This is a genomic window from Xanthomonas euvesicatoria pv. euvesicatoria (assembly GCF_020880415.1).
Taxonomy (GTDB): Bacteria; Pseudomonadota; Gammaproteobacteria; order Xanthomonadales; family Xanthomonadaceae; genus Xanthomonas; species Xanthomonas euvesicatoria.
In genome coordinates this window covers 1-20,206 of record NZ_JAJIUJ010000014.1, presented here as the reverse complement: position 1 = coordinate 20,206, position 20,206 = coordinate 1, and the positions used below count along the sequence as shown (strand labels likewise).

The following is a 20,206-nucleotide window of genomic DNA, read 5'->3' as shown; positions in this document are numbered from 1 at the left end:
GCACCCACATAAGCGCCACCCTGCGGGCGGCTGCGTCGTGCAACGCGGTTGTCCTGCCGCAAGCTCATGGGCGCACCACCACGATGTCGTTGGTCTCGGGGAACTTCATCCCGATGCGCGCACGTGCGACCTGGTCGACCCGGTTGCTTTCCGCCCAGGTGGCCTGCTCCAGCTGCAGCCGGCCGAATTCGATATTCAATTCGTCGCGCGTGTGTTCGAGCTTGGACAGCTGCACGAACAGCTTGCGATGCATGTGGCGCATGTACACCACACCGATCGCCGAGGCGATGCTGCAGGCAAGCAGCACGACGAGCAGCAAGCGGCTCATTGGGCGTCTCCTTGAGACGCCGGGATTGGGGATTGGGGATTTGGGATTCGCTTGGAGCGCTCTTCCAATCCCGAATTCCGAATCCCGACTCCCAGCTTTTCAGCCACCCGCAACACCGCGCTGCGGGCACGCGGATTGACGTTCAATTCGGCGTCGTCGGCCTTGATCGCGCCGCTCACCAGCTGCAGCGTGGGAACGAACGGCTGCGCTTCGGGCAAGCGGCGGTTGCTCGGCGGGGCCTTGGCATAGCGGGCCATGAATTGCTTGACGATGCGATCTTCCAGCGAATGGAAGCTGATCACCGCCAGCCGGCCGCCCGGCTTGAGCGCGTCCAGGGCAGCGTCCAGCCCGGCTTCCAGATCGGCCAGTTCGCGGTTGATGTGGATGCGGATGGCCTGGAAGCTGCGTGTGGCCGGGTGGGTCTTGCTGTCGCCGCGCGGCATCACCGACGCGATCAGGTCGGCCAGTTGTGCAGTACGCAGCAGCGGCTGTTCGGCACGCCGCGCCACGATGGCGCGCGCGATGCGGCGGCTCTGGCGTTCTTCGCCATAGGTCCACAGCACATCGGCGATCTCGCGCTCGCTGGCCTGCGCCAGCCACTGCGCCGCGCTCTGGCCGTTGTCCGGGTCCATGCGCATGTCCAGCGGGCCGTCCTTGCCGAAACTGAAACCGCGCCCGGCCACGTCCAGCTGCGGCGAAGACACGCCCAGGTCCAGCAGGATGCCGTCGACGGTGGCCGCGGCCACCACCTGGCCGAGTCCGGCAAAACTGCCGCGATGGATGGACACGCGCGCATCGCCACCGAAGCTGTGTTCGGCCACTGCGATCGCTTCGGGGTCCTTGTCCATCACCAGCAGTCGACCTCCCGGGCCAAGGTGTTCCAGCACGCCGCGTGCGTGCCCGCCACGCCCGAACGTGCCATCCAGATACGTTCCGTTTTCGGTCACTTGCAGGCCATCCAGAACCTGCGTGTACAGCACCGGCACATGCGCCGCCGGCGGCTGCGACACCGGGTGACCGGGCTGCGCTTCACCGCGCATCCGGGCACCCCGGCTCACAACCTGAGATCGAGCAATTCATCGCCCAGATCCCCGTCAGACAATGTCTGCTGGATCAGTGCGCGATGTGCCTGCTCGCTCCAGAGTTCGAACTTGTCGCCCATGCCCAGCAGCACGGCCTTTTTTTCGATGCCCACCGCATTGCGGTGGCTGGCCGGAATGCTCAGACGGCCGTTGGCGTCCAGCTCCAGCACGGCGGATGAACCCACCAGCTTCTGTTGCAGCGTGCGGACCACGCGCTGGGTATTGGGCTTGGACATCACGTCGTCGCGCACCCGCTCCCACTCCTTTTCCGCATATAGCCACAGGCATCCGGCTTCGAAGGGGTTGTAGGTGAGGACCAGGCGATTGCCGCTGACACGCGCAACGAGGTCGCGGTATGCGGTTGGCACCGCCATACGCCCCTTGTCGTCCACCGTGATGGCAGTCTCGCCCTGAAACACCGAATGCAACCTCGAATACCCGCTGGGGGATCATTGAACCACGAAAAACCACAAAACACCTGGTTTTCCCTCCGTTGCCCACCTTAGCAGTGCGTCAAAGGTTGTCAACAGTTTTCAAGACCACAAATCGCCAGTTGCATCAATGAGTTGCGGCACTCTTTAGAGACTTGTTCAAAGGTTATCCACAAGTTGCTGTTTCGTCTCATATTTTGAGATTGAACGGAAATTCAGGGCGGTGAAGGCCATGTAAACCCGACTGCCGTCTCACTTCACATTGCGCCAGCTACGTATCCCAACTGCGCAAACAAGATGACAATCGGCGGCATGTGCTTGGTCGCTCTCGCCTGGAAAGCCCACCCGCGCTGGCGTTTGCTGCTGGTGGGCAACCGCGACGAATTCCATGAACGTCCCACTGCGGCACTGGCGCGCTGGGCGGCGCCGGCCGACAACATGCTGGCCGGCCGCGACCTACGCTCCGGTGGCAGTTGGGTTGGCCTGGGTCGGGACGGACGCGCTGCGGTGGTCACCAACGTGCGTGACCCGCTCGCCACGGCCTCGGGGCGCTCGCGCGGGCATCTGATCGCCGACTATCTGTCCGGCAGCCTGAGCGCTACTGCCTACGGCAACGCACTGGCCGGTGCCGCCCACGAGTTCCCACCTTTCAACCTGTTGCTGTGCGACGCCGACCGTTGCGAGCACCTGAGCAACCACCCACCGCTGGCACGGCGACTGGCTGCGGGCATCCATGGCATGTCCAACGGACCGCTGGATGCGCCGTGGCCCAAGACCGCCGCGCTGACCAGGGTGCTGCACCGCTGGTGCGCCAGCGGCGAGGAAGACCTGCAGCCGCTGTGGGCCGCCCCGGGCAACCCGGCCATCGCCCCCGACGCTGCGCTACCGCAGACCGGCGTGGACCTGCCCACCGAACGCCTGCTCTCGGCCGCCTTCATCAGCGGCCCCAGCTACGGCACCCGCGCCAGCACCATCGTTGCGGCAGACCATCACGGCCACGGCTTCATCCACGAACGACGCTTCGGGCCGAATGGGAGTTTCCAGGGCGAGACACGCCTGGAGATCCCTGGCTCGCGTTGACAAGCCACAGTCATGCGCATAGCGTGCGCATAACCAGGAGCCAATGCATGAATCGCTATTACGACGTTTCAGCGCAGAAGAAGCCGCTGAATCTGACCATCAATGCCGACCTGGCGGCGCAAGCCCGCGCGATGACTGGCAACCTTTCGGCAAAGGTGGAAGAGTTGCTGGCCGAGTACGTCACCAAGGAACGCGACAACCACAGCGCCAGAGCGCTTGAGCTGCAACGCGCCGCGAGCGAATGGAAGGTCTTCACTGAAGCGCACGGCTCCTTCGCCGACGAGTTCTCCACGCTATGACCGACCAGTTCGATGTCTATGCCAATGTCGGCCAGAACAAGAACATCCCGTACGTGGTGGTGGTCCAGTCGAAGATCTTCGACGCCTCTCCTCGCCGCGTCGTCGTGCCCCTGGTCATCAAGTCCGGCCACTCCCCGACCCCATCCCGTTTCACCCCGGAACTCACCGTAGCCGGCCACAGCGTCATCCTGCAGCCTCTGGAAATGACCTCGGTGCCGCTGGCCGTGCTCAACAAACCTGCCGGCACATTGAAGGACCAAGGCCAGATCATCATCGACGCCCTGGACGAGCTATTCACCCGCTCGTTCGGTTAAGCGCAAAACAGAAAAACGCGTCAAGCAAGGCCGCAGCAACGCACACAGCGTTCGCCGCGAGGGCAAAGCCCAAACCAAGCAGTAAAGATCGAAGCAGCAATCGCATTGATCGCAGACAGCCGAAAGCACCGGACAACTTACCGAGTGCAAGCCCTCTTGGAATCAAGGGGCGCGGCGACAACCGCGGGGATGTGGCAGGCCCGGAGCGGGACCCGCATTTTGTACCGCCTGCAGCGGTACCAAGCGTGGGCGCCTTCGAGAAGGGCGAACGCCCGAATGAAGGCGGCGACGCGTCGCGAGAGCCTCGACCAACGACCTACGCCTCGACCAACTGCCTACCTGCAAGCCCCCTTGAGTCAAGGGGGCGCGGCGACAGCCGCGGGGATGTGGAATGCCCGGAGCGGGACCCGCGTTTTGTATCGCCTGCGGCGGTACAAAGCGTGGGCGCCTTCGAGAAGGGCGAACGCCCGAACGAAGGCGGCGGAGCCGGCCGATAAGCCGGGTTCTGTCGTGGACAGTCATTCGTCTAGGCGCTACGTCACCGCAGCGCTCAAGCAACCTACCCGGATCCAGCGCGGGCCACGCCAATGGATCCCTATTTGGTCTTGCTCCAGGTGGGGTTTGCCGTGCCGGTCCGTTACCGGACTCGCGGTGCGCTCTTACCGCACCATTTCACCCTTACCGGCTCCCCGAAGGGAACGTAGGCGGTATCTTTCTGTTGCACTGTCCGTCGGCTTGCGCCGCCCAGGCGTTACCTGGCACCTTGCCCTATGGAGCCCGGACTTTCCTCGGCACTCTTGCGAGTGACGCGACTGTCTGGCCGACTCCGCCGGGGCGCATTCTACGCTATCGCTGCAGTGCAAAACGGCGCGGCGATTTCACGCTGGCCATTGCCTTGTAGGAGCGCACCCGTGCGCGAAAGGGGGTACCGACCCACCACCGTCGCGTCCAGGCACGCTCCTGCAATGACCGCATTAGCCGCCATACAACGCCTTCCGCGGCGCGCCAGTCAGCTCGGCGGCGAGCTTGGCGGCGGTGGACGGGGGCAGGTGCTCGGCGAGCTTGGCGTAGACGCGGCGGCCTTCGGCGAGCTGGCCGTCGGCAGCGTCGGCGGCGCCCTGCACCATCACCACGAACTCGCCCTTGCGCTGGTTGTCGTCGGCTTCGACCTGGGCCTGCAGCTGCGCCAGGCTGCCGTCGAGCACGGTTTCGAACAGTTTGGTCAGCTCGCGGGCGATCACCGCCGGGCGGTCATCGCCGAAGGCCAGGCGCAGGTCGGCCAACGATTCGAAGATGCGGTGGGACGACTCGTAGAACACCAGGGTGCGGGTCTCGCCGGCCAGCCGCGCCAGGCGCTCGCGGCGGGCGGCGCTCTTGGCCGGCAGAAATCCCTCGAAGCCGAAACGGTCGCTGGGCAGGCCGGCCACGCTGAGCGCGGCGATCGCCGCACAGGCGCCCGGGACCGGGCTGACCTTGATGCCGGCCGCACGGGCGGCGCGCACCAGCTTGAAACCGGGGTCGCTCACCAACGGGGTGCCGGCGTCGCTGACGATGGCCAGCGACTCGCCTTCGCGCAGGCGCGCCACGATGCGTTCGGACATGGCGTCTTCGTTGTGGTCGTGCAGCGCCAGCAGCGGGCGGTCGATGCCGAAATGGCCGAGCAACTGGCGGGTATGGCGCGTGTCTTCGGCGCAGATCGCGGCCACGCCACGCAACACCTCCTGCGCGCGCGGCGACAGGTCGGCCAGGTTGCCGATCGGCGTGGCGACCACGTGCAGGGTTCCAGGGGACGTCATCAGCGGTTTTCCGGGGGCAAAGGGTAGAATCGTAGCGTTTTTAACGGTCCGCCCCGGCGGCCCCTGTCCAATGGATCTGAAATGAACAAGCGTGTTGCAAGGATCTCTGCCCTTTCGCTGATGGTGATGCTGGCCGCAGGTTGCGCCACCAGCAGCGTCACGCCGACCGCCTCGCCGACGCAGAGCGCAGCGCTGGCACTGCTGGATCAGGGCAAACCGCGCGACGCCGCGCAGCAGTTGGAAGCCGAAGCCGCCAGTGCCAGCGGCGCGCAGCGCAGCCGGTTGCTGGCGGCAGCGGCGTTCGGCTGGCACGACGCCGGTGACGATGCGCGGGCCCGCACGCTGCTGGCGCAGGTCAACCCACGCCACCTGAGCGGCGAGGAGCGGGCCCGCTTCGGGCTGCTCACCGGCGAGCTGGCGGTGCTCGACAAGCAGGGCGCGCAGGCATTGCAGGCCCTGGGCGACAGCCCGCAGGGGCTGACCCAGCCGCTGCAGACGCGCTGGCTGGTGGCCCGCGCTGCGGCGCTGGAAGCCACCGGCGACCTGTTCGGCGCCGCAGCCGACCGCGCGCGTGCCGATGCCAGCCTGACCGGCACCGTGCGCAGCGACAACCAGCGCGCGATCGTGCGCCTGCTTGCCGCGCTCGACGACGCCACCCTCAAGGGCCGCACCGCTGCACTGCCGGCCGGCGACCCGTTGTACAACTTTGCCGGGCGCGCGTTGATCAGCCGTGGCCTGGCGTTGCCGCGCGCCTTCGAGCGCGATGCGCAGTGGGGCTTCGACACCAGCAAACGCCCGCCGGCCGAGCGCGATGGCTACCGCCCGCCGGTCAAGCTGGGCGTGCTGCTGCCGATCACCGGCAACCTGGCCACCGCCGCCGCGCCGGTACGCGATGGCCTGCTGGCCGGCTACTACGCCGAAACCCGCCGCCGCCCGGAAGTGCAGTTCTTCGACACCGCCGGCACCCCGGCCGGCGCCAATGCCGCCTACGACAAGGCGGTCAACGCCGGGGTGGATTACGTGGTCGGCCCGTTGGGGCGCGACGAGGTCAGCGCGCTGTTTGCGCGCGGCCAGTTGGCGGTGCCGGTGCTGGCGCTCAACCGCCCCACCGACAACAAGGCCCCGCCCACCGGCAGCGCAGGCTTCTCGCTGGCGCCGGAAGACGACGGCATCATGGCCGCCGAATACCTGCTCTCGCGCGAACGCCGCAACGTGCTGATCGTCGGCACCAGCGACGACAACGGCAAGCGCACCATCAAGGCCTTCCGCGACCGTTTCAGCGAACGCGGCGGCACCGTGGCCGGCAGCATCAGCGTGGCCGATGCGCCGGGCGATATCGGCGCGCAGCTGCGCAATTACGGCACTGCCGATGCAGTGTTTCTGGCAGTGCGCGGCAGTACCGCGCGTGCGCTGGCGCCGCAGCTGGCGTTGGCCGGGTTCGCCGGCAAATCGCGCGTGGGTACCTCGCAACTGGTGGCCGGCACCGGCAAGGTCGAAGACGATCTGGCGCTGGATGGCATCGTCTACCCGAGCGAAACCTGGACCGCCCTGGGCGTGTCCGGCCTGCCGGCGGTCAGCCAGGTGGCCAGCACCCTGCCCAGCGCACGCGGCCCGGCCGCCCGCCTGTTCGCGTTCGGCTACGACGCCTGGAAGATCACTGCGTACCTGGAAAAACTCGCCACCGGCACCGATGGCGGCCTGCGCGGCGCCACCGGCACCCTGCATCTGGATGGCTTCGGCAATGTGTTGCGCACGCCGGCCTGGTCCACCTTCAGCGGCGGCCGCCCCACGCCGATCGCCGACGGCCGCTGAGCCATGCCGGCGGCGCGTCAGCAGCGTGGTGCGGCGGTCGAGGCGGCCGCACGCGCGTTGCTGGAGCAGGCCGGGCTGCGGCTGGTGGTTGGCAATGCCAACTACCGTGGCGGCGAACTGGATCTGGTGATGCGCGACGGGCCAGCGCTGGTGTTCGTGGAAGTGCGTTACCGGCGCGACGACCGCTTCGGCGGCGGTGCGGCATCGGTGGACTGGCGCAAACGTCGCAAGCTGGTGCTGGCCGCGCAGTTGTTTCTTGGCGCCCACCCGACCCTGGCCGCGCTGCCGTGCCGCTTCGATGTGGTCGATGCCAGCGGCGAACCGCCGGTATTGCACTGGATTCGCGACGCGTTCCGCGCCGACGATTGCTGACCGCCACCGACGCTCACGCCAACGTTTTTATGCCAACCGTCATGACCCACGCAGCCGTGCCATTGGCGCTGTGGTGCGCCAGTGAACGCGGCCGCATCTCGCCACGCCTGCTCGCGGCCGGCGTGGCGGCGGCGATGCTGCCCGATGCCGATGTGCTGGCGTTCGCGCTGCACATTCCCTACGCCGATGCGTTTGGCCATCGCGGCGCCAGCCACTCGCTGTTGTTCGCCGCAATCGTGGGGTTGCTCGGCGTTGCGTCACATCGCCTGTTGCGCGCGGATGCCGTGCAGGCGTCTGTGTTTTTGTTCGTCTGTGCCGCCTCGCACCCGCTGCTGGATGCGATGACTTCCGGCGGCCTGGGCGTGGCACTGGGCTGGCCGTGGAGCCAGACGCGCTGGTTCGCGCCATGGCGGCCGATCCGGGTGTCGCCATTTGCCACCGGCTTCTTCAATGCGCGTGGCCTGAGCACGCTGCTCTCCGAGCTGCGCTGGGTCTGGCTGCCGCTCACCGTCGCCGTGCTGGGGTGGAAATGCATCCAGCGCGCGGCACCACAGGATCGCATGTCATGACCGATGTACTTCCCACCGCACTTGCCGAGGTGTTGGCCACGCGCCTGGGTACCGATGGCTGGTTGACCGGCGACGATGCGCGCCGCCGCTATGGCGAAGACGATTCGCGCCGCTGGGCATTGCCTGCCGCAGTGGCGTTGCCGCGCGACACCGATGAGGTGGTGGCGATCGTGCAGGCGTGCCGTGCGCACGGCGTGCCGATCGTGGCGCGCGGCGCCGGCACCGGCACCACCGGCGCGGCGGTGCCGTTTTCCGGCGGCGTGGTGGTGTCGATGGCGCGCATGAACCAGATCCTGGCACTGCGTCCGCAAGACCGCTGCGCGGTGGTGCAACCGGGCGTGCTCAATGGCGACCTGCAGCAGGCGCTGCAGCCGCACGGATTGTTCTGGCCGCCGGATCCGTCCAGCGCGGAGATCTGCAGCGTCGGCGGCAATCTATCCACCAACGCCGGCGGCCCGCGCGCGGTGAAATACGGCGCCACCCGCGACAACGTGCTCGGCCTGGTGGCCGTCACCGGCACCGGCGAGGTGATCCGCTGCGGCGGTGCGTACACCAAGAATTCCACCGGTTACGACCTCACCCACTTGCTGGTGGGCAGCGAGGGCACCCTGGCGATCATCGTCGAGGCGACCTTGAAGCTGACCCCGCGCGCAATCGCGCAAGCCGGCCTGCGCGCGCTGTATCGCGATGCCTCCAGCGCCGCAGCCGCAGTGTCGCGGCTGATGGCGCAACCGACCACGCCGACCATGCTGGAATTCATGGATGCCAGCGCGATTGCGCTGCTACGCCGCAATGGCAGCGACGTACCCGACGCCGGCGCCATGCTGTTGATCGAAGCCGACGGCGATCACGACACCTTGCCCTACGCGCTGCAAGCCCTGCACGAGGCGGCCGATGGCCAGGGCGTACTGGGTCTGGACGTGGCCGCCGATGGCAGCGCGCGCGACAGGTTGTGGGCCGCACGCCGTGCCTTGTCGCCGGCCTTGCGCACCATCAAGCCGGGCAAGATCAATGAGGACGTGGTGGTGCCGGTGTCGCGCATTCCCGAACTCGTCGCCGGCGTGGAAGCACTCGCTGCGGAATTCGCGCTGCCCATCGTCGCCTTCGGCCATGCCGGCAACGGCAACCTGCACGTCAACATCATGTACGACCCGGCCGATGCCGACGAAGATGCCCGCGCACACGCCGCCCTGCCACGGCTGTTTACGCTGGTGCTGGCGCTGGAGGGCACGCTCTCCGGCGAACACGGCATCGGCGTGGCCAAGCGCGATTTCATGAGCCAGGCGTTCAATCCAGCCACGCTGGCGGCCATGCGCGCGATCAAGGCGGCGCTGGACCCGGATGGCATCTTGAATCCGGGGAAGGTGTTGCCCCACTCGCCTGCCGGGCGATAGTCCGATGCAGACCCACACCATGAGTCAGTTGCTTCAGAAAGCACTCGATCCATACCGCAACCAGGCGATGGAACGGCTGCTCATCGCACGCGATGCGTTTCACTACAGCGCCGCTGGCTATGCGCTGCTGACCTCGCCGGAAACCGGTCCGGAAATAGCGCGGCATCGCATCCATATCACCGAGTCGGGCTTCACCATTACCCAGGACGATGCCTCACCAGGGCCGGCAGGCAATGGTTACCGTATCCGCTTCAACGCTGCCGTGCAGGCCGGCCTGGCGCGGTCGACGATGGACGCGGCCTATGCGCGCATGCTCTCGGAGAGCGTGGCCGCCACCGGGGATTACGCTACGGCAAAGAACGAGTTTACCCAGTTGCGCGACCAGGACTGGTTCGCCTTCGCGATGCACCTGCGCAACGCCTTCAGCCACAACAACATCTGGAACTTCGGCAAGAGAAGCAAGCTTCCCGTCCGATGGCGCAGCTTTACCATCGACGCTGCAATGGCTGGACTTCCCCTCAATGACTTCCTTCCCTGGTACCACGGACTGCAACTGTGTGCGCAGATGATCCTGTACGTCGAAGGCATCGTCGATTACCGGCAGCAACGCGTCCCCTGTTACACGCAGTCATCCACCTCCGGCGCACCAGATACGCTCAACGCATCACTCCGATAAACCGCAGCCCCACGCCCGGCTCGGTGACGATGTAGTGCGGGTCGGCGGCGGCGTCCTGCAGTTTCTGGCGCAGTTTGCCGACCAGGATGCGCAGGTAGTGGGTGTCTTCTTCGTGGGTGGGACCCCACACCTCGCGCAGCAACTGCGGCTGGGTGACCACGCGGCCGGCGTGTTTGAGCAGCAGTGCGAGCAAGGCGTATTCCTTGCGGCTCAGCGGCACGGCCTCGCCATGCAGGGTAACCTCGCGCAGGCCCAGATGGATATGCAGCCGGCCGTCGTCGAACACGCTTTCTTCCACCGTGCTGCCGGCGCCGGCCTGGCGCAGCAACGAGCGGATGCGGGCCATCAATTCCTGCACGCCGAAGGGCTTGGTGACGTAGTCGTTGGCGCCGGCATCGAGCGCGGCGACCTTTTCGGTTTCGCCGGCGCGCACCGTGAGCATGATCACCGGCACGTTGGACCACTGGCGGATCTCGCGCAGGACTTCATGCCCATCGCGATCGGGCAGGCCGATGTCCAGCACCACCAATTCGGCGCCCTGCCCGGCCAGCAAGGCCAGGCCTTCTTCGCCGGTGCCGGCCTGCAGCACGCGATAGCCCTGCGCACGCAGGCTGATGTCGAGAAAACGACGGATCTGCGGCTCGTCGTCGACGATCAGCACGCGGGCGGGCGGGATGGCGGTGAGGTCAGTCGGCATCGGGGCGAGGTGGCGCGGCGGGAACGAGCAACGGCAGCGTAATGCGGATTGTGGTGCCGTGACCATGCGCGCCTGCCAATGCCTCCACGCTGCCCCCGTGCGCGCCGATCATGCCCTGGCAGATGGCAAGACCCAAACCGGTGCCGTTGCGCCCGCGGTCACCGCGCTCCACGCTGTAGAACATGTCGAAGATCCTCGCGCGCTCGTCTTCGGGAATGCCCGGCCCCTGGTCGCCGATGTCGATCTGCAGCGCGCCGGCGCGCAGCTGCGCGTGCACTGTCACCGGCACGCCGGCTGGCGAAAATTTCGCCGCATTTTCCAGCACGTTGAAGATGGCCTGTTCCACCAGCGCCGGGTGCACCCAGATCGCCGGCAGGTCGGCGGCCAGGTCCAGTTGCAGGCGCACCTCCGGCTGGTAGCGCTGCAGGCGGCGGGTGGCCGAGCCGATCAATTCATCGACGCCGATCCAGTCGCGATTCAAGGTCAGGCCGGTGTGGCCGAGCCGGGTCATGTCGAGCAGGTTCTGGATGTAGCGATCCAGTCGCTCGCCTTCGAGCTGGATGGTGTCGAGCAGGCTGTGGCGGTCGTGCGCGTCCATCGCATCGCCGTAGCTGGCCAGGCTGCTGGCCGAGCCGATCATCGAGGCCAGCGGCGAGCGCAGATCGTGCGAGACCGACGAGAGCAAGGCAGAACGCAGGCGCTCGGTTTCGCCGCTGACGCGTGCGCCTTCCAAATCGGCGACCAGACGCGTGCGCAGCGCGGCCTGGCCGATGTCTTCCACCATCGCTTCGGCCAGGCGGCGTTGTTCCAGGCCGGGCCGTTGCAGAGTCTGCCGAAAGCGCAGCGCGGCCACACCCAGCGTGCCGCGCTCGTGGCGCACCGGCAGGCACCACCATTGCGCGCCGGCCAGGGTATCGGTGAAGCGGCCGGCCGGTTGGCCGTGGCGCTGGGTCCAGTCTGCGGCGCTGCGATCGAGCGCACCGAAGCTGGCGGGTGCGTCGCTTTCGCGCTGCTCCAGGCGTAGCCAGACGTCGGCATCCAGCGCAGTGGTCAGCGCGCGACGGCCGGCTTCCAGCACCTGCCCCAGATCGGCCGCGGTGCTGAGCTGGCGGCCCAGCGCCTGCAAGGCGTTGGCATGCGCATTGGCCGCGCGCAAGGCCAGTACCTGGCTGCGCAGGCGCGAGGCCAGCCGGCCGGCGACCAACGCGGCGATCAGGAACATGCACACCGTCACCACGCCCTGGCGCGCGCTGATCTGCAAGGTGAAACGCGGTTCGATGAAGAAGAAGTTGTAGGCGACAAAACTCAGCAATGCGGCAACCACCGCCGCAGCCATGCGTGTGCGCGAGGCCACCAGCACCACCGCGACAATGAACACCATCGACAGGTCGTCGATATCGGTCCAGCGTTGCAGCAACCACGCCACCCCCACCGCACTGGCTGCCGCGATCGCAGCGAACGCCATGTCGTAACGCTGCAGCCATTGGCGCGGGTTACGCCAGCGCTGGCGCGCACGTGCGCGCGCATCGGCGGAGCTGACGATGACCAATTCGTAATGCGCGCCACGTTGCAGCAATTGCTGGGTCAACGTGCGGTTGAACATGCGCGCCAGCGGGCGCTCGCGGGTGCGCCCCAGCACCAGGGTGGAAATGCCGTTTTGCGAAGCGAAATCCAGCAAGGCATCGGCCACGTTGGTGCCGTGCAGCAGCGCGCTGTCGCCACCGAGACGATGGGCGAGCGCGAATGCGCGATCGATTTCCAGCTGCCAGGCCGCATCGGTCACGGTGCGGGTCTGGACGGTGACCACCGTCCACGGTGCATCGCGCCGCTCCGACAGGCGCCGCGCCACGCGCACCAGATAATCCGAGCTGCCACGGCCATCGATGGCTACCACCACGCGGCGTCGCAACGCAGCGGTGCCAGGCAGGCCGCGCGCGGCCTGGGTATCGCGCAGATCGCTGTCGACGCGGTCGGCAGCGGTCTGCATCGCCAGCTCGCGCAACGCGGTGAGGTTGGAAGGCGAGAAAAACGCCTGCAACGCCTGGGTGGCCTGCTCGGGCAGATACACCTTGCCCTGCTGCAGGCGCTCGATCAGTTCGCGTGGCGGCAGGTCCACCAGCACGATGTCGCGCAGGCGGTCGAATACGGCATCGGGCACGGTCTCGGACACGCGCACGCCGGTGATGCGCAGCACGATGTCGTTGAGGCTTTCCAGGTGCTGGATGTTGACCGTGGTGTAGACGTCGATGCCGGCATCGAGCAACTCCACGATGTCTTGCCAGCGCCGCTCATGGCGGCTGCCGGGCACGTTGCGGTGCGCCAGCTCGTCGATCAGGGCCAGCCGCGGTTTGCGTGCCAGCAGTGCATCCAGATCCAGTTCTTCCAGCATGCGGCCCTGGTAACTGACCCGGGCGCGCGGCAGCAGCGGCACGCCTTCCAGCAGCGCCGCGGTTTCGCTGCGCCCGTGCGTCTCCACCACGCCGGCCACCACATCCATGCCCTGGCGCAGGCGCTCGCGCGCCCGCGACAACATGGCGTAAGTCTTGCCGACTCCGGGCGCGGCGCCCAGGAACACCGTCAGCCGCCCACCATGTTCGCGCTGTAATTCGCCGATCAGGGCGTCGGCTTGCTGGGTGCGGGCATCGGACATGCGGGAATGGACAGTCGGGGATTGGGAGTGGGCGAAGCGGGGCCCGGGACCCGGGACCCGGGACCCGGGACCCGGGACCCGGGACCCGGAAGAGCCTACCGCGCAATGCTGCATGATGACTGCGTTGGCAGGTAGCACGCTTGGCAACAAGCAAATGCGTAATCCTGCAGTTACTGCTTCGGCATTTCCCGGGTCCCCGGTCCCGGGTTCCGGCCCCCGGCCTCATCCAACGCGAGGTTCAAAGCCAACACATTCAACCGCGGCTGCCCAAGCAGCCCGAACTGGGGCGCTTCGGTCGCCGCCTGCACCAGGGCGGCAACGCGTTGCTCGGGCCAGCCGCGTGCGGCGGCCACCCGGCGGATCTGTACCTGGGCGCCGGCCGGGCTCAGGTGCGGGTCCAGGCCGCTGCCGGATTGGGTCAGCAGCTCGCCCGGTACGGCTTCAGGGGCGATGCCGTCGCGTGCGGCCACTTGTGCACGCGTGGTCGCGATACGGGCCAGCAAATCGGGATTGGAGCGGGCCTGGTTGCTGCCGGCCGCGGCGGTGAGGTCGTACTTGGCGGCCGACGGACGCGGCTGGAAATAGCGCGCATCGGTGAACGGCTGGGCCACCAAGGCCGAACCAACCACGCGCGCATCGACGCGCACCAGCGAACCGGTGGCCTGCTCGGAGAACAGCGCACCGGTGATGCCGGTGGCGATCAGCGAGTAGGCCAGGCCCGACCCGAACAAGGTGAACACCGCGAGCATCAGCGAACCGCGCAGAACGCCGCCGTCGCGTAATGGCAAGGAAGAAGACATGGACATGTTTCCGGAAGAAGAAAGGGGCATCACGCGTGGCTCAGGCACCGAGGACGGCCACCAGCGCCAGATCGATCACTTTGATCGCCGCGAACGGCAGCAACAGGCCGCCAACGCCGTAGATCAGCATGTTCCGGCGCAGCAGCGCGGTGGCGCTGGAAGGACGAAAACGTACCCCGCGCAACGCCAGCGGAATCAATGCCGGAATAATCAACGCATTGAAGATCAAGGCCGCCAGCACCGCATGACGCGGGCTGGAGAGCTGCATCACGTTGAGCGCTGCCATCGACGGGATGGCGGCTGCAAACAGCGCCGGCAGGATCGCGAAGTACTTGGAAACGTCATTGGCCAGCGAGAAGGTGGTCAACGCGCCACGCGTGATCAGCTGCTGCTTGCCCACTTCCACCACCGCCAGCAACTTGGCCGGATCCGAATCCAGATCCACCATGTTGCCGGCTTCCTTGGCCGCCTGGGTGCCGGAGTTCATTGCCAGGCCCACATCGGCCTGCGCGAGCGCCGGGGCGTCGTTGGTGCCGTCGCCGACCATCGCCACCAGCCGTCCGCCCGTCTGTTCGGCACGGATGCGTGCCAGCTTGTCTTCCGGGCGTGCCTGGGCGATGTAGTCGTCCACGCCGGCTTCGGCAGCGATCGCCGCCGCGGTGAGCGGGTTGTCGCCGGTGATCATCACGGTCTTGATGCCCATCGCACGCAACTGCGCGAATTTTTCCTTGATGCCCTGCTTGACCACGTCGCTCAACTCGACCACGCCGAGCACATGACGGCCTTCGGCCACCACCAACGGTGTGGCGCCGCCACGTGCGACCTCCTCGATACGGCCCTGCAATTCCGGCGAGACCGTTGCGCCCTGCGCCTGCACATACGCCACGATCGCATCGCCGGCGCCCTTGCGGATGCTGCGCCCACCGATATCCACGCCGGACATGCGCGTCTGCGCGGTGAACGCGATGAAATGCCCACCCTCGGCTTCCACTGCGACCGCACCTTGCTGACGCGCCAGCTTGACGATGGACTTGCCTTCCGGCGTGGGGTCGGCCAGCGAGGCGAGCATGGCCGCATCGCGCAGTTGCGCACGGTCGACGCCGGCCAGCGGATGGAATGCGGTGGCCTGGCGGTCGCCGTAGGTGATGGTGCCGGTCTTGTCGAGCAGCAGCACATCCACGTCGCCGGCCACTTCCACGGCCTTGCCCGATTTGGCCAGCACATTGGCCGACAGCGCGCGGTTCATGCCGGCGATACCGATCGCCGGCAACAGCCCGCCGATGGTGGTCGGGATCAGGCACACCAGCAATGCGATCAGCAGCAGCGGATCCAGCGTGACGCCAACAAAGCCCGCGATCGCCGGCAACGATGCCACCACGATCAAGAACGTCAGCGTCATCGCGGCCAGCAACAAGGTCAGCGCGATTTCGTTCGGTGTCTTTTGCCGGTTGGCACCTTCCACCAACGCAATCATGCGATCGAGGAAGCTGTGTCCCGGTTCGGCAGTGACCTTGAACACGATCTCGTCGGAGAGCACGCGCGTGCCGCCGATCACGCCGCTGCGATCGGTACCGGCCTCGCGCAGTACCGGTGCCGATTCGCCGGTCACCGCCGCTTCGTTGATGGTGGCCACACCGCGCACGATCTCGCCATCGGCCGGCACGAACTCGCCTTCGGATACCATCACGTAATCGCCCGGACGCAACTCCGCTGCCGGCACACGCGTTTCGCGGCCACCGAGTGCGGTTTCCACCCTGCGTGCCACCAGGTCCTTGCGCGCACGCCGCAGCGATGCAGCCTGGCCGCGACCGCGCGCTTCGGCGATGGCTTCGGCAAAATTGCCGAACAGCACGGTGACGAACAGGATCGCCGTCACCGCCCAGCCGAAGCCGGCATGCGAATGCCCGCTGGCGGTGATCACCGCCGCCAGCAAGGTACCGCCCATCACCACCGCCATCACCGGGCTGCGCAGCAGATGCCGCGGCGCCAACTTGGCGAACGCCGCACGCATCGCCGCAACCAGCACGGCGGCATCGAACAACGCTGCGTCACCGCGCTCGCGTTTTTCAGTCGTATCGATCGTAGACATTGCTCAAAACTCTCAGGACGCCGCCAGGGCGAGGTGTTCAGCGATAGGACCCAGCACCAGTGCCGGCATGAACTGCAGCACGGTCAGCACGATCACGATCGCCATCAGGGTCAGCGCAAAGGTGGGCGTTTCGACCTGCAGGCTGCCGGCCGATTCCGGCGCACGCCGCTTGACTGCCATGCGGGCGGCCACCATCAGCGGCAGGATCAACGCCGGATACCGTCCCAGCGCCAGCACCGCCGAACAGCTCAGGTTCCACCAGTACGTGGCATCGCCCAGGCCTTCGAAACCCGAGCCGTTGTTGGCGAATGCAGAGGTGTACTCGTAGAACACCTGGCTGATGCCATGGAAGCCGGGGTTGGAATTGGCAGTCAGTGCCGGGACAGCCAGCGCCACTGCGGTAAAGCCCAGCACCACCAGCGGCTGCAGCAGGATCAACAGCGCCAGCAACTGCACTTCGCGCGATTCGATCTTGCGGCCGAACAACTCCGGCGTGCGTCCGGTCATCAAACCGGCCAGAAACACGCTCAGCAACAGATACACCACAAACTGCTGCAGACCACAGCCGATACCGCCCCAGATGGCGTTGATCAACATGTCGACCAGCGTGACCAGGCCACTCAACGGCGCCAACGAATCGTGCATCGCATTGACCGAGCCATTGGAGGTCTGCGTGGTCAACGCCGCCCACAATGCCGAGGCATCGGCACCGATGCGCACTTCCTTGCCTTCCATCAGCGCCGGCGAGTTGGCGCTGGCCGAATGCGCTTCGGACCACAGCAATAGCGCGGTGGACGCGGCCGACATCGTGAGCATCGTGCCGAACACCAATGCCGTCAGGCGCTTGCGCCCGGTCAGGTAGCCGACCATGAACACCACGCTCATCGGCAGCAAGACCAACGCGAGCGTTTCAAGCAGATTGCTCAACGGCGTTGGGTTTTCCAGCGCCACCGAACTATTGGGGCCATACCAGCCACCGCCATTGGTGCCGAGCTGTTTCACCGCCACCATCGCCGCAACCGGGCCCACCGCAATGGTCTGCTTGGGCATGCCCGCGCTGCTATCCAATGGCGGCGCCGTCGCCGCGCCCTGTAATGTCGACGGCACGCCCTGCCAGCCGAGCAGCACGGTCCACAGCAGGCACAGCGGCAACAACACGCGCACGCTGGAGCGAATCACGTCGGCCCAGTAATTGCCGACGTCCGCTTCAGGCAGGGCTTCCAACCCAGACCCGCTGTGCTGGCGCCCCGGACGCGACGGTTCCGGCTCCGAACTCTCCGCCACGGCCGCCGTGTCCGGATTCGTTGCGGCAATCGACGCCTGTCTGGCGGCACGCCCACCGAACAATGCGCGCAGCGTTGCAACCGCCAATGCCAAGCCCATCATCGGCGTCACCACCTGCAGGCCGACGATGCCGGTCATCTGCGACAGATACGACAGCTGCGCCTGGCCAGAGTAATGCTGCTGATTGGTGTTGGTGACGAACGACACCATGGTGTGCAGGGCGGTATCCCACCGCATGTTGGGGATGGCGTCCGGGTTGAACGGCAGCCACGCCTGGGTCATGAACACCATCCAGGTCAGCAAGCCAACGACAAGGTTGCTGAGCAGAAATGCCATGCTGTATCCGCGCCACGACATGCCCTGCTGCGGGCGCGTGCCAAGCAAGGCATACAACGGCCGTTCGATCCAGCCGAACAGCGCATCGCCGCGCATCGGTGCACCGCGCATCACCGCAGCCATATAACGGCCCAGGGGCCACGCCAGCACGATGGCCAGCGCGTACACAAGAAAAGTTTCAGTCATTGAGGCGCACTCGGATCAGAAGTCTTCGGGCCGCAGCACCACGTACAGCAGATACGCAGCAGCAACGAGTACGGCCACGCCGCACAACAGGGACAACCAGCCAGGCATGTCGGTCACTCCCCCGAACGCGCGCACGGCGGCGCGATAAGTGCGATGTGCAACGGCGTAGGAAGCGTGTGCGTGCCAACATGGCAAAGCGCTGCCGCACCGTGCGCGCAGCGCCGATGGAGCAGACAGGTCAAGGGATGCATCGGGATCGTCCACGGCGGAACCGCTCCGCCAACCTGCGCAGTCTCTGCCTGCGCCGCGTAAAGTCGCTATGGATCTGCCGCCGGCGCTGCGTAAAGTCCGCATAAAATGCGCGGGCCAGCGCTGCGCCTCAACCAGATGGCCCGCCGCGCGTTCCGACGGTTGGCTTGCCTGGCTGCGCCGGCTGCAGGCACGCAGATGGCAGCGACGCTGCGAAGTTCCATCTGCTCAAGGGTCGCGCCGGACAGGGGGGCTCCAGGCACGCGCGTCCGCTGCGTGACCAGACCACACTCAATCAAACAGTGCTCACATGTCCATATACCTGCGCGACACAGTCGCAAGCATCATGCTGGCCGTGGCGATCGCGTCGTCGCATCTGGCGATAAGTTCAGCGGCCTGGTTCGGGATCGCAGCAGCCTGCGCACGGACGGCGGCAATGACCGGTATCTGCTCGCTCGGGAAGAGGCTCGCCGCCGCTGCAAGCACATCAAGGCTGCACAGGTAACGCACCGCGGCAGGCTGGTGCGGCAACGCCCCAGCCAACCGCCTCAGCACCGCAGCGCCGCTCTCTGTGCTGTCCAATGCGTGCACGGCGCGCGTCAATTCCCTGAAGGCAGCCTGGCGCACTCCCGGATTGGGCAGTCTGTTCAACAAGGCCACCAGGTGGGTCAAGGCTTCGGCTCCATCGCCGGAACGCGCGAGGTGCTCGGCAAGCTGCGCATACGCTTGCTGGAATCGATGGATCGGCTCCAATCCGACAAGATGCAGGCGTAGGGTCACCTCTGCCAGCAGGCGGGGGCCGGTCTGGAGTGCAGCAGCCTCGGTGATCGCCAGGTTGACTGCCTCCTCGGGCAGATGCCTGATCGCCGATGCCAGCAAATTAAACGGAAGCGCTCCGCCGATGCCTCCGGCAGCGCCACCCTGGGCCGGAGCCACTGCGCCTTGCGGCCCTGGCTCACCATCACCTTGCACGCCCCCTGCATCAGCCTCTGCGACTGCCCCTATGTGGCCAACGTGCGCTGCTCCGGCAGCAGCCTGCAGCGCTTGCCGGCGCGTGGCAATCAAACTGGGCAAGATTGCATGGAACGCGAGCGCGCGCAGGTCCTCGGGCAAGCATCCCAGGTCATCCGTCAAGCGCGCCACCACGCGAAATGCCATATTCCCGGAATGGCGGGTGGCGTGATTCAACACCGCGGTAAACGCCTCAAATCGCTGCGCCTGCGGCAATGATGGAATCCGCGCTGCAAGCCTTCCGTATCCGCGCAATATCTGCTCGCTGCGATCCTCATCGTCCGGATAGGGGAAATGCGTCACTTCGTCCAGGGCGACACGCATGCTTTCTGCACTATGGACGTCCCCGAACTCCAAGCTCGGGTCATAGCGCGGCCGCGCAGTCAGGAACGCTCGCACATCCCTGGTGTCTTCCGCCATCTGCCGCGAGACGCTGCCCAGGCGCACGAGGCTGCGCGGTCCACACCGCTGCGCAATCTCGCGGCGCAGATCATTCGGCAGCGCAGATAGCCCGTCGAACGTCTCGGCACGCCGGGGTGGCACTGTGCCTGGGTCGAGGACTCCTTGGCTCGCCGAAGCCTGCGACGTCTCCTGCGTTTGGCTGGTTGACGCCACAGCGTGCGGCAGACCGGTTCGGGTGATCGGCATCTCGGGTCTCCTGCGGTGTGCCGCAGCAGCGGCATCGAGTTAGGCTTCGTGCGTACTTTCCCGAAAGCGATCTCGTGTCCGCGCGCACAGCCAGAAATCGCGT

Annotated in this window: 19 protein-coding genes and 1 other RNA gene; 8 read left to right on the top strand and 12 right to left on the bottom strand. The window is 66.6% G+C overall.

Annotated elements, in window-relative coordinates:
- Positions 1 to 64: 64 nt before the first annotated feature.
- The 3 genes from ftsL to mraZ are packed head-to-tail and all read right to left on the bottom strand — an operon-like array spanning position 65 to position 1,838.
- Positions 65 to 328, bottom strand: coding sequence for a cell division protein FtsL (ftsL, locus tag LN450_RS01660; protein ID WP_005910928.1), 264 nt, complete (start codon positions 326 to 328; stop codon positions 65 to 67).
- Entirely contained in the window at positions 325 to 1,368 is a 1,044-nt protein-coding gene (rsmH, locus tag LN450_RS01655; RefSeq protein WP_039418825.1) for a 16S rRNA (cytosine(1402)-N(4))-methyltransferase RsmH, read from the bottom strand. The genes ftsL and rsmH overlap by 4 nt, the downstream gene beginning before the upstream one ends.
- Before the next feature lie 14 nt (positions 1,369 to 1,382).
- Positions 1,383 to 1,838, bottom strand: a complete 456-nt coding sequence (gene mraZ, locus LN450_RS01650; RefSeq protein WP_005910933.1) for a division/cell wall cluster transcriptional repressor MraZ — start codon at positions 1,836 to 1,838, stop codon at positions 1,383 to 1,385.
- 300 nt (positions 1,839 to 2,138) lie between these two features.
- On the opposite strand from mraZ, the gene LN450_RS01645 reads away from it, so the two are divergent.
- Genes LN450_RS01645 through LN450_RS01635 form a run of 3 tightly spaced genes read left to right on the top strand, consistent with a single transcriptional unit; the run spans position 2,139 to position 3,534 of the window.
- Positions 2,139 to 2,921 (top strand): NRDE family protein, encoded by a 783-nt coding sequence (locus tag LN450_RS01645; protein WP_011346417.1) that lies wholly within the window; start codon positions 2,139 to 2,141, stop codon positions 2,919 to 2,921.
- 47 nt (positions 2,922 to 2,968) lie between these two features.
- Complete coding sequence (locus tag LN450_RS01640) at positions 2,969 to 3,220, top strand: type II toxin-antitoxin system CcdA family antitoxin (protein ID WP_008571282.1); 252 nt, start codon at positions 2,969 to 2,971, stop codon at positions 3,218 to 3,220.
- Positions 3,217 to 3,534: a CcdB family protein gene (locus tag LN450_RS01635; protein WP_011346416.1), complete on the top strand. Its 318-nt coding sequence runs from the start codon at positions 3,217 to 3,219 to the stop codon at positions 3,532 to 3,534. Before LN450_RS01640 ends, LN450_RS01635 begins: the two co-directional genes overlap by 4 nt.
- A 478-nt stretch (positions 3,535 to 4,012) precedes the next feature.
- Here the strand turns inward: LN450_RS01635 and rnpB are convergent.
- Positions 4,013 to 4,362, bottom strand: an RNA gene (rnpB, locus tag LN450_RS01630) — RNase P RNA component class A.
- A 146-nt stretch (positions 4,363 to 4,508) separates the two neighbouring features.
- Positions 4,509 to 5,330: a 16S rRNA (cytidine(1402)-2'-O)-methyltransferase gene (gene rsmI, locus LN450_RS01625; protein ID WP_011346415.1), complete on the bottom strand. Its 822-nt coding sequence runs from the start codon at positions 5,328 to 5,330 to the stop codon at positions 4,509 to 4,511.
- Positions 5,331 to 5,450: 120 nt separating this feature from the next.
- Here rsmI and LN450_RS01620 point away from each other — a divergent pair, with 120 nt between their 5' ends.
- The 5 genes from LN450_RS01620 (at position 5,451) to LN450_RS01600 (ending at position 10,153) form a co-directional block, all read left to right on the top strand.
- Positions 5,451 to 7,142, top strand: coding sequence for a penicillin-binding protein activator (locus LN450_RS01620; RefSeq protein WP_170808578.1), 1,692 nt, complete (start codon positions 5,451 to 5,453; stop codon positions 7,140 to 7,142).
- A gap of 3 nt (positions 7,143 to 7,145) precedes the next feature.
- The gene (locus LN450_RS01615; RefSeq protein WP_008571510.1) at positions 7,146 to 7,514 is read left to right on the top strand and encodes a YraN family protein; all 369 of its coding nucleotides are present in this window, start codon (positions 7,146 to 7,148) and stop codon (positions 7,512 to 7,514) included.
- Positions 7,515 to 7,543: 29 nt separating this feature from the next.
- Positions 7,544 to 8,083, top strand: coding sequence for a metal-dependent hydrolase (locus LN450_RS01610; RefSeq protein ID WP_011346413.1), 540 nt, complete (start codon positions 7,544 to 7,546; stop codon positions 8,081 to 8,083).
- Positions 8,080 to 9,477 (top strand): FAD-binding oxidoreductase, encoded by a 1,398-nt coding sequence (locus LN450_RS01605; protein ID WP_039418822.1) that lies wholly within the window; start codon positions 8,080 to 8,082, stop codon positions 9,475 to 9,477. The genes LN450_RS01610 and LN450_RS01605 overlap by 4 nt, the downstream gene beginning before the upstream one ends.
- A gap of 67 nt (positions 9,478 to 9,544) precedes the next feature.
- Positions 9,545 to 10,153 carry a hypothetical protein gene (locus tag LN450_RS01600; protein WP_046932260.1) on the top strand — a complete coding sequence of 203 codons (609 nt, stop codon included), beginning with the start codon at positions 9,545 to 9,547 and terminating at the stop codon, positions 10,151 to 10,153.
- Here the strand turns inward: LN450_RS01600 and LN450_RS01595 are convergent.
- The 7 genes from LN450_RS01595 to xopI form a co-directional block, all read right to left on the bottom strand.
- Positions 10,134 to 10,850: a response regulator gene (locus LN450_RS01595; protein WP_011346411.1), complete on the bottom strand. Its 717-nt coding sequence runs from the start codon at positions 10,848 to 10,850 to the stop codon at positions 10,134 to 10,136. The genes LN450_RS01600 and LN450_RS01595 overlap by 20 nt on opposite strands.
- Entirely contained in the window at positions 10,840 to 13,500 is a 2,661-nt protein-coding gene (locus LN450_RS01590) for a sensor histidine kinase (RefSeq protein ID WP_011346410.1), read from the bottom strand. Before LN450_RS01590 ends, LN450_RS01595 begins: the two co-directional genes overlap by 11 nt.
- 170 nt (positions 13,501 to 13,670) lie before the next feature.
- Positions 13,671 to 14,300: a potassium-transporting ATPase subunit KdpC gene (kdpC, locus tag LN450_RS01585; RefSeq protein WP_041855029.1), complete on the bottom strand. Its 630-nt coding sequence runs from the start codon at positions 14,298 to 14,300 to the stop codon at positions 13,671 to 13,673.
- A gap of 40 nt (positions 14,301 to 14,340) precedes the next feature.
- Positions 14,341 to 16,389 (bottom strand): potassium-transporting ATPase subunit KdpB, encoded by a 2,049-nt coding sequence (gene kdpB, locus LN450_RS01580; RefSeq protein WP_011346408.1) that lies wholly within the window; start codon positions 16,387 to 16,389, stop codon positions 14,341 to 14,343.
- 12 nt (positions 16,390 to 16,401) lie between these two features.
- Entirely contained in the window at positions 16,402 to 18,195 is a 1,794-nt protein-coding gene (kdpA, locus tag LN450_RS01575; RefSeq protein WP_011346407.1) for a potassium-transporting ATPase subunit KdpA, read from the bottom strand.
- Between the two features lie 15 nt (positions 18,196 to 18,210).
- Entirely contained in the window at positions 18,211 to 18,303 is a 93-nt protein-coding gene (locus tag LN450_RS01570; protein ID WP_005910961.1) for a potassium-transporting ATPase subunit F, read from the bottom strand.
- A gap of 447 nt (positions 18,304 to 18,750) precedes the next feature.
- The gene (gene xopI / locus LN450_RS01565) at positions 18,751 to 20,103 is read right to left on the bottom strand and encodes a type III secretion system effector F-box protein XopI (protein ID WP_011346406.1); all 1,353 of its coding nucleotides are present in this window, start codon (positions 20,101 to 20,103) and stop codon (positions 18,751 to 18,753) included.
- Between the last annotated feature and the right edge of the window lie 103 nt (positions 20,104 to 20,206).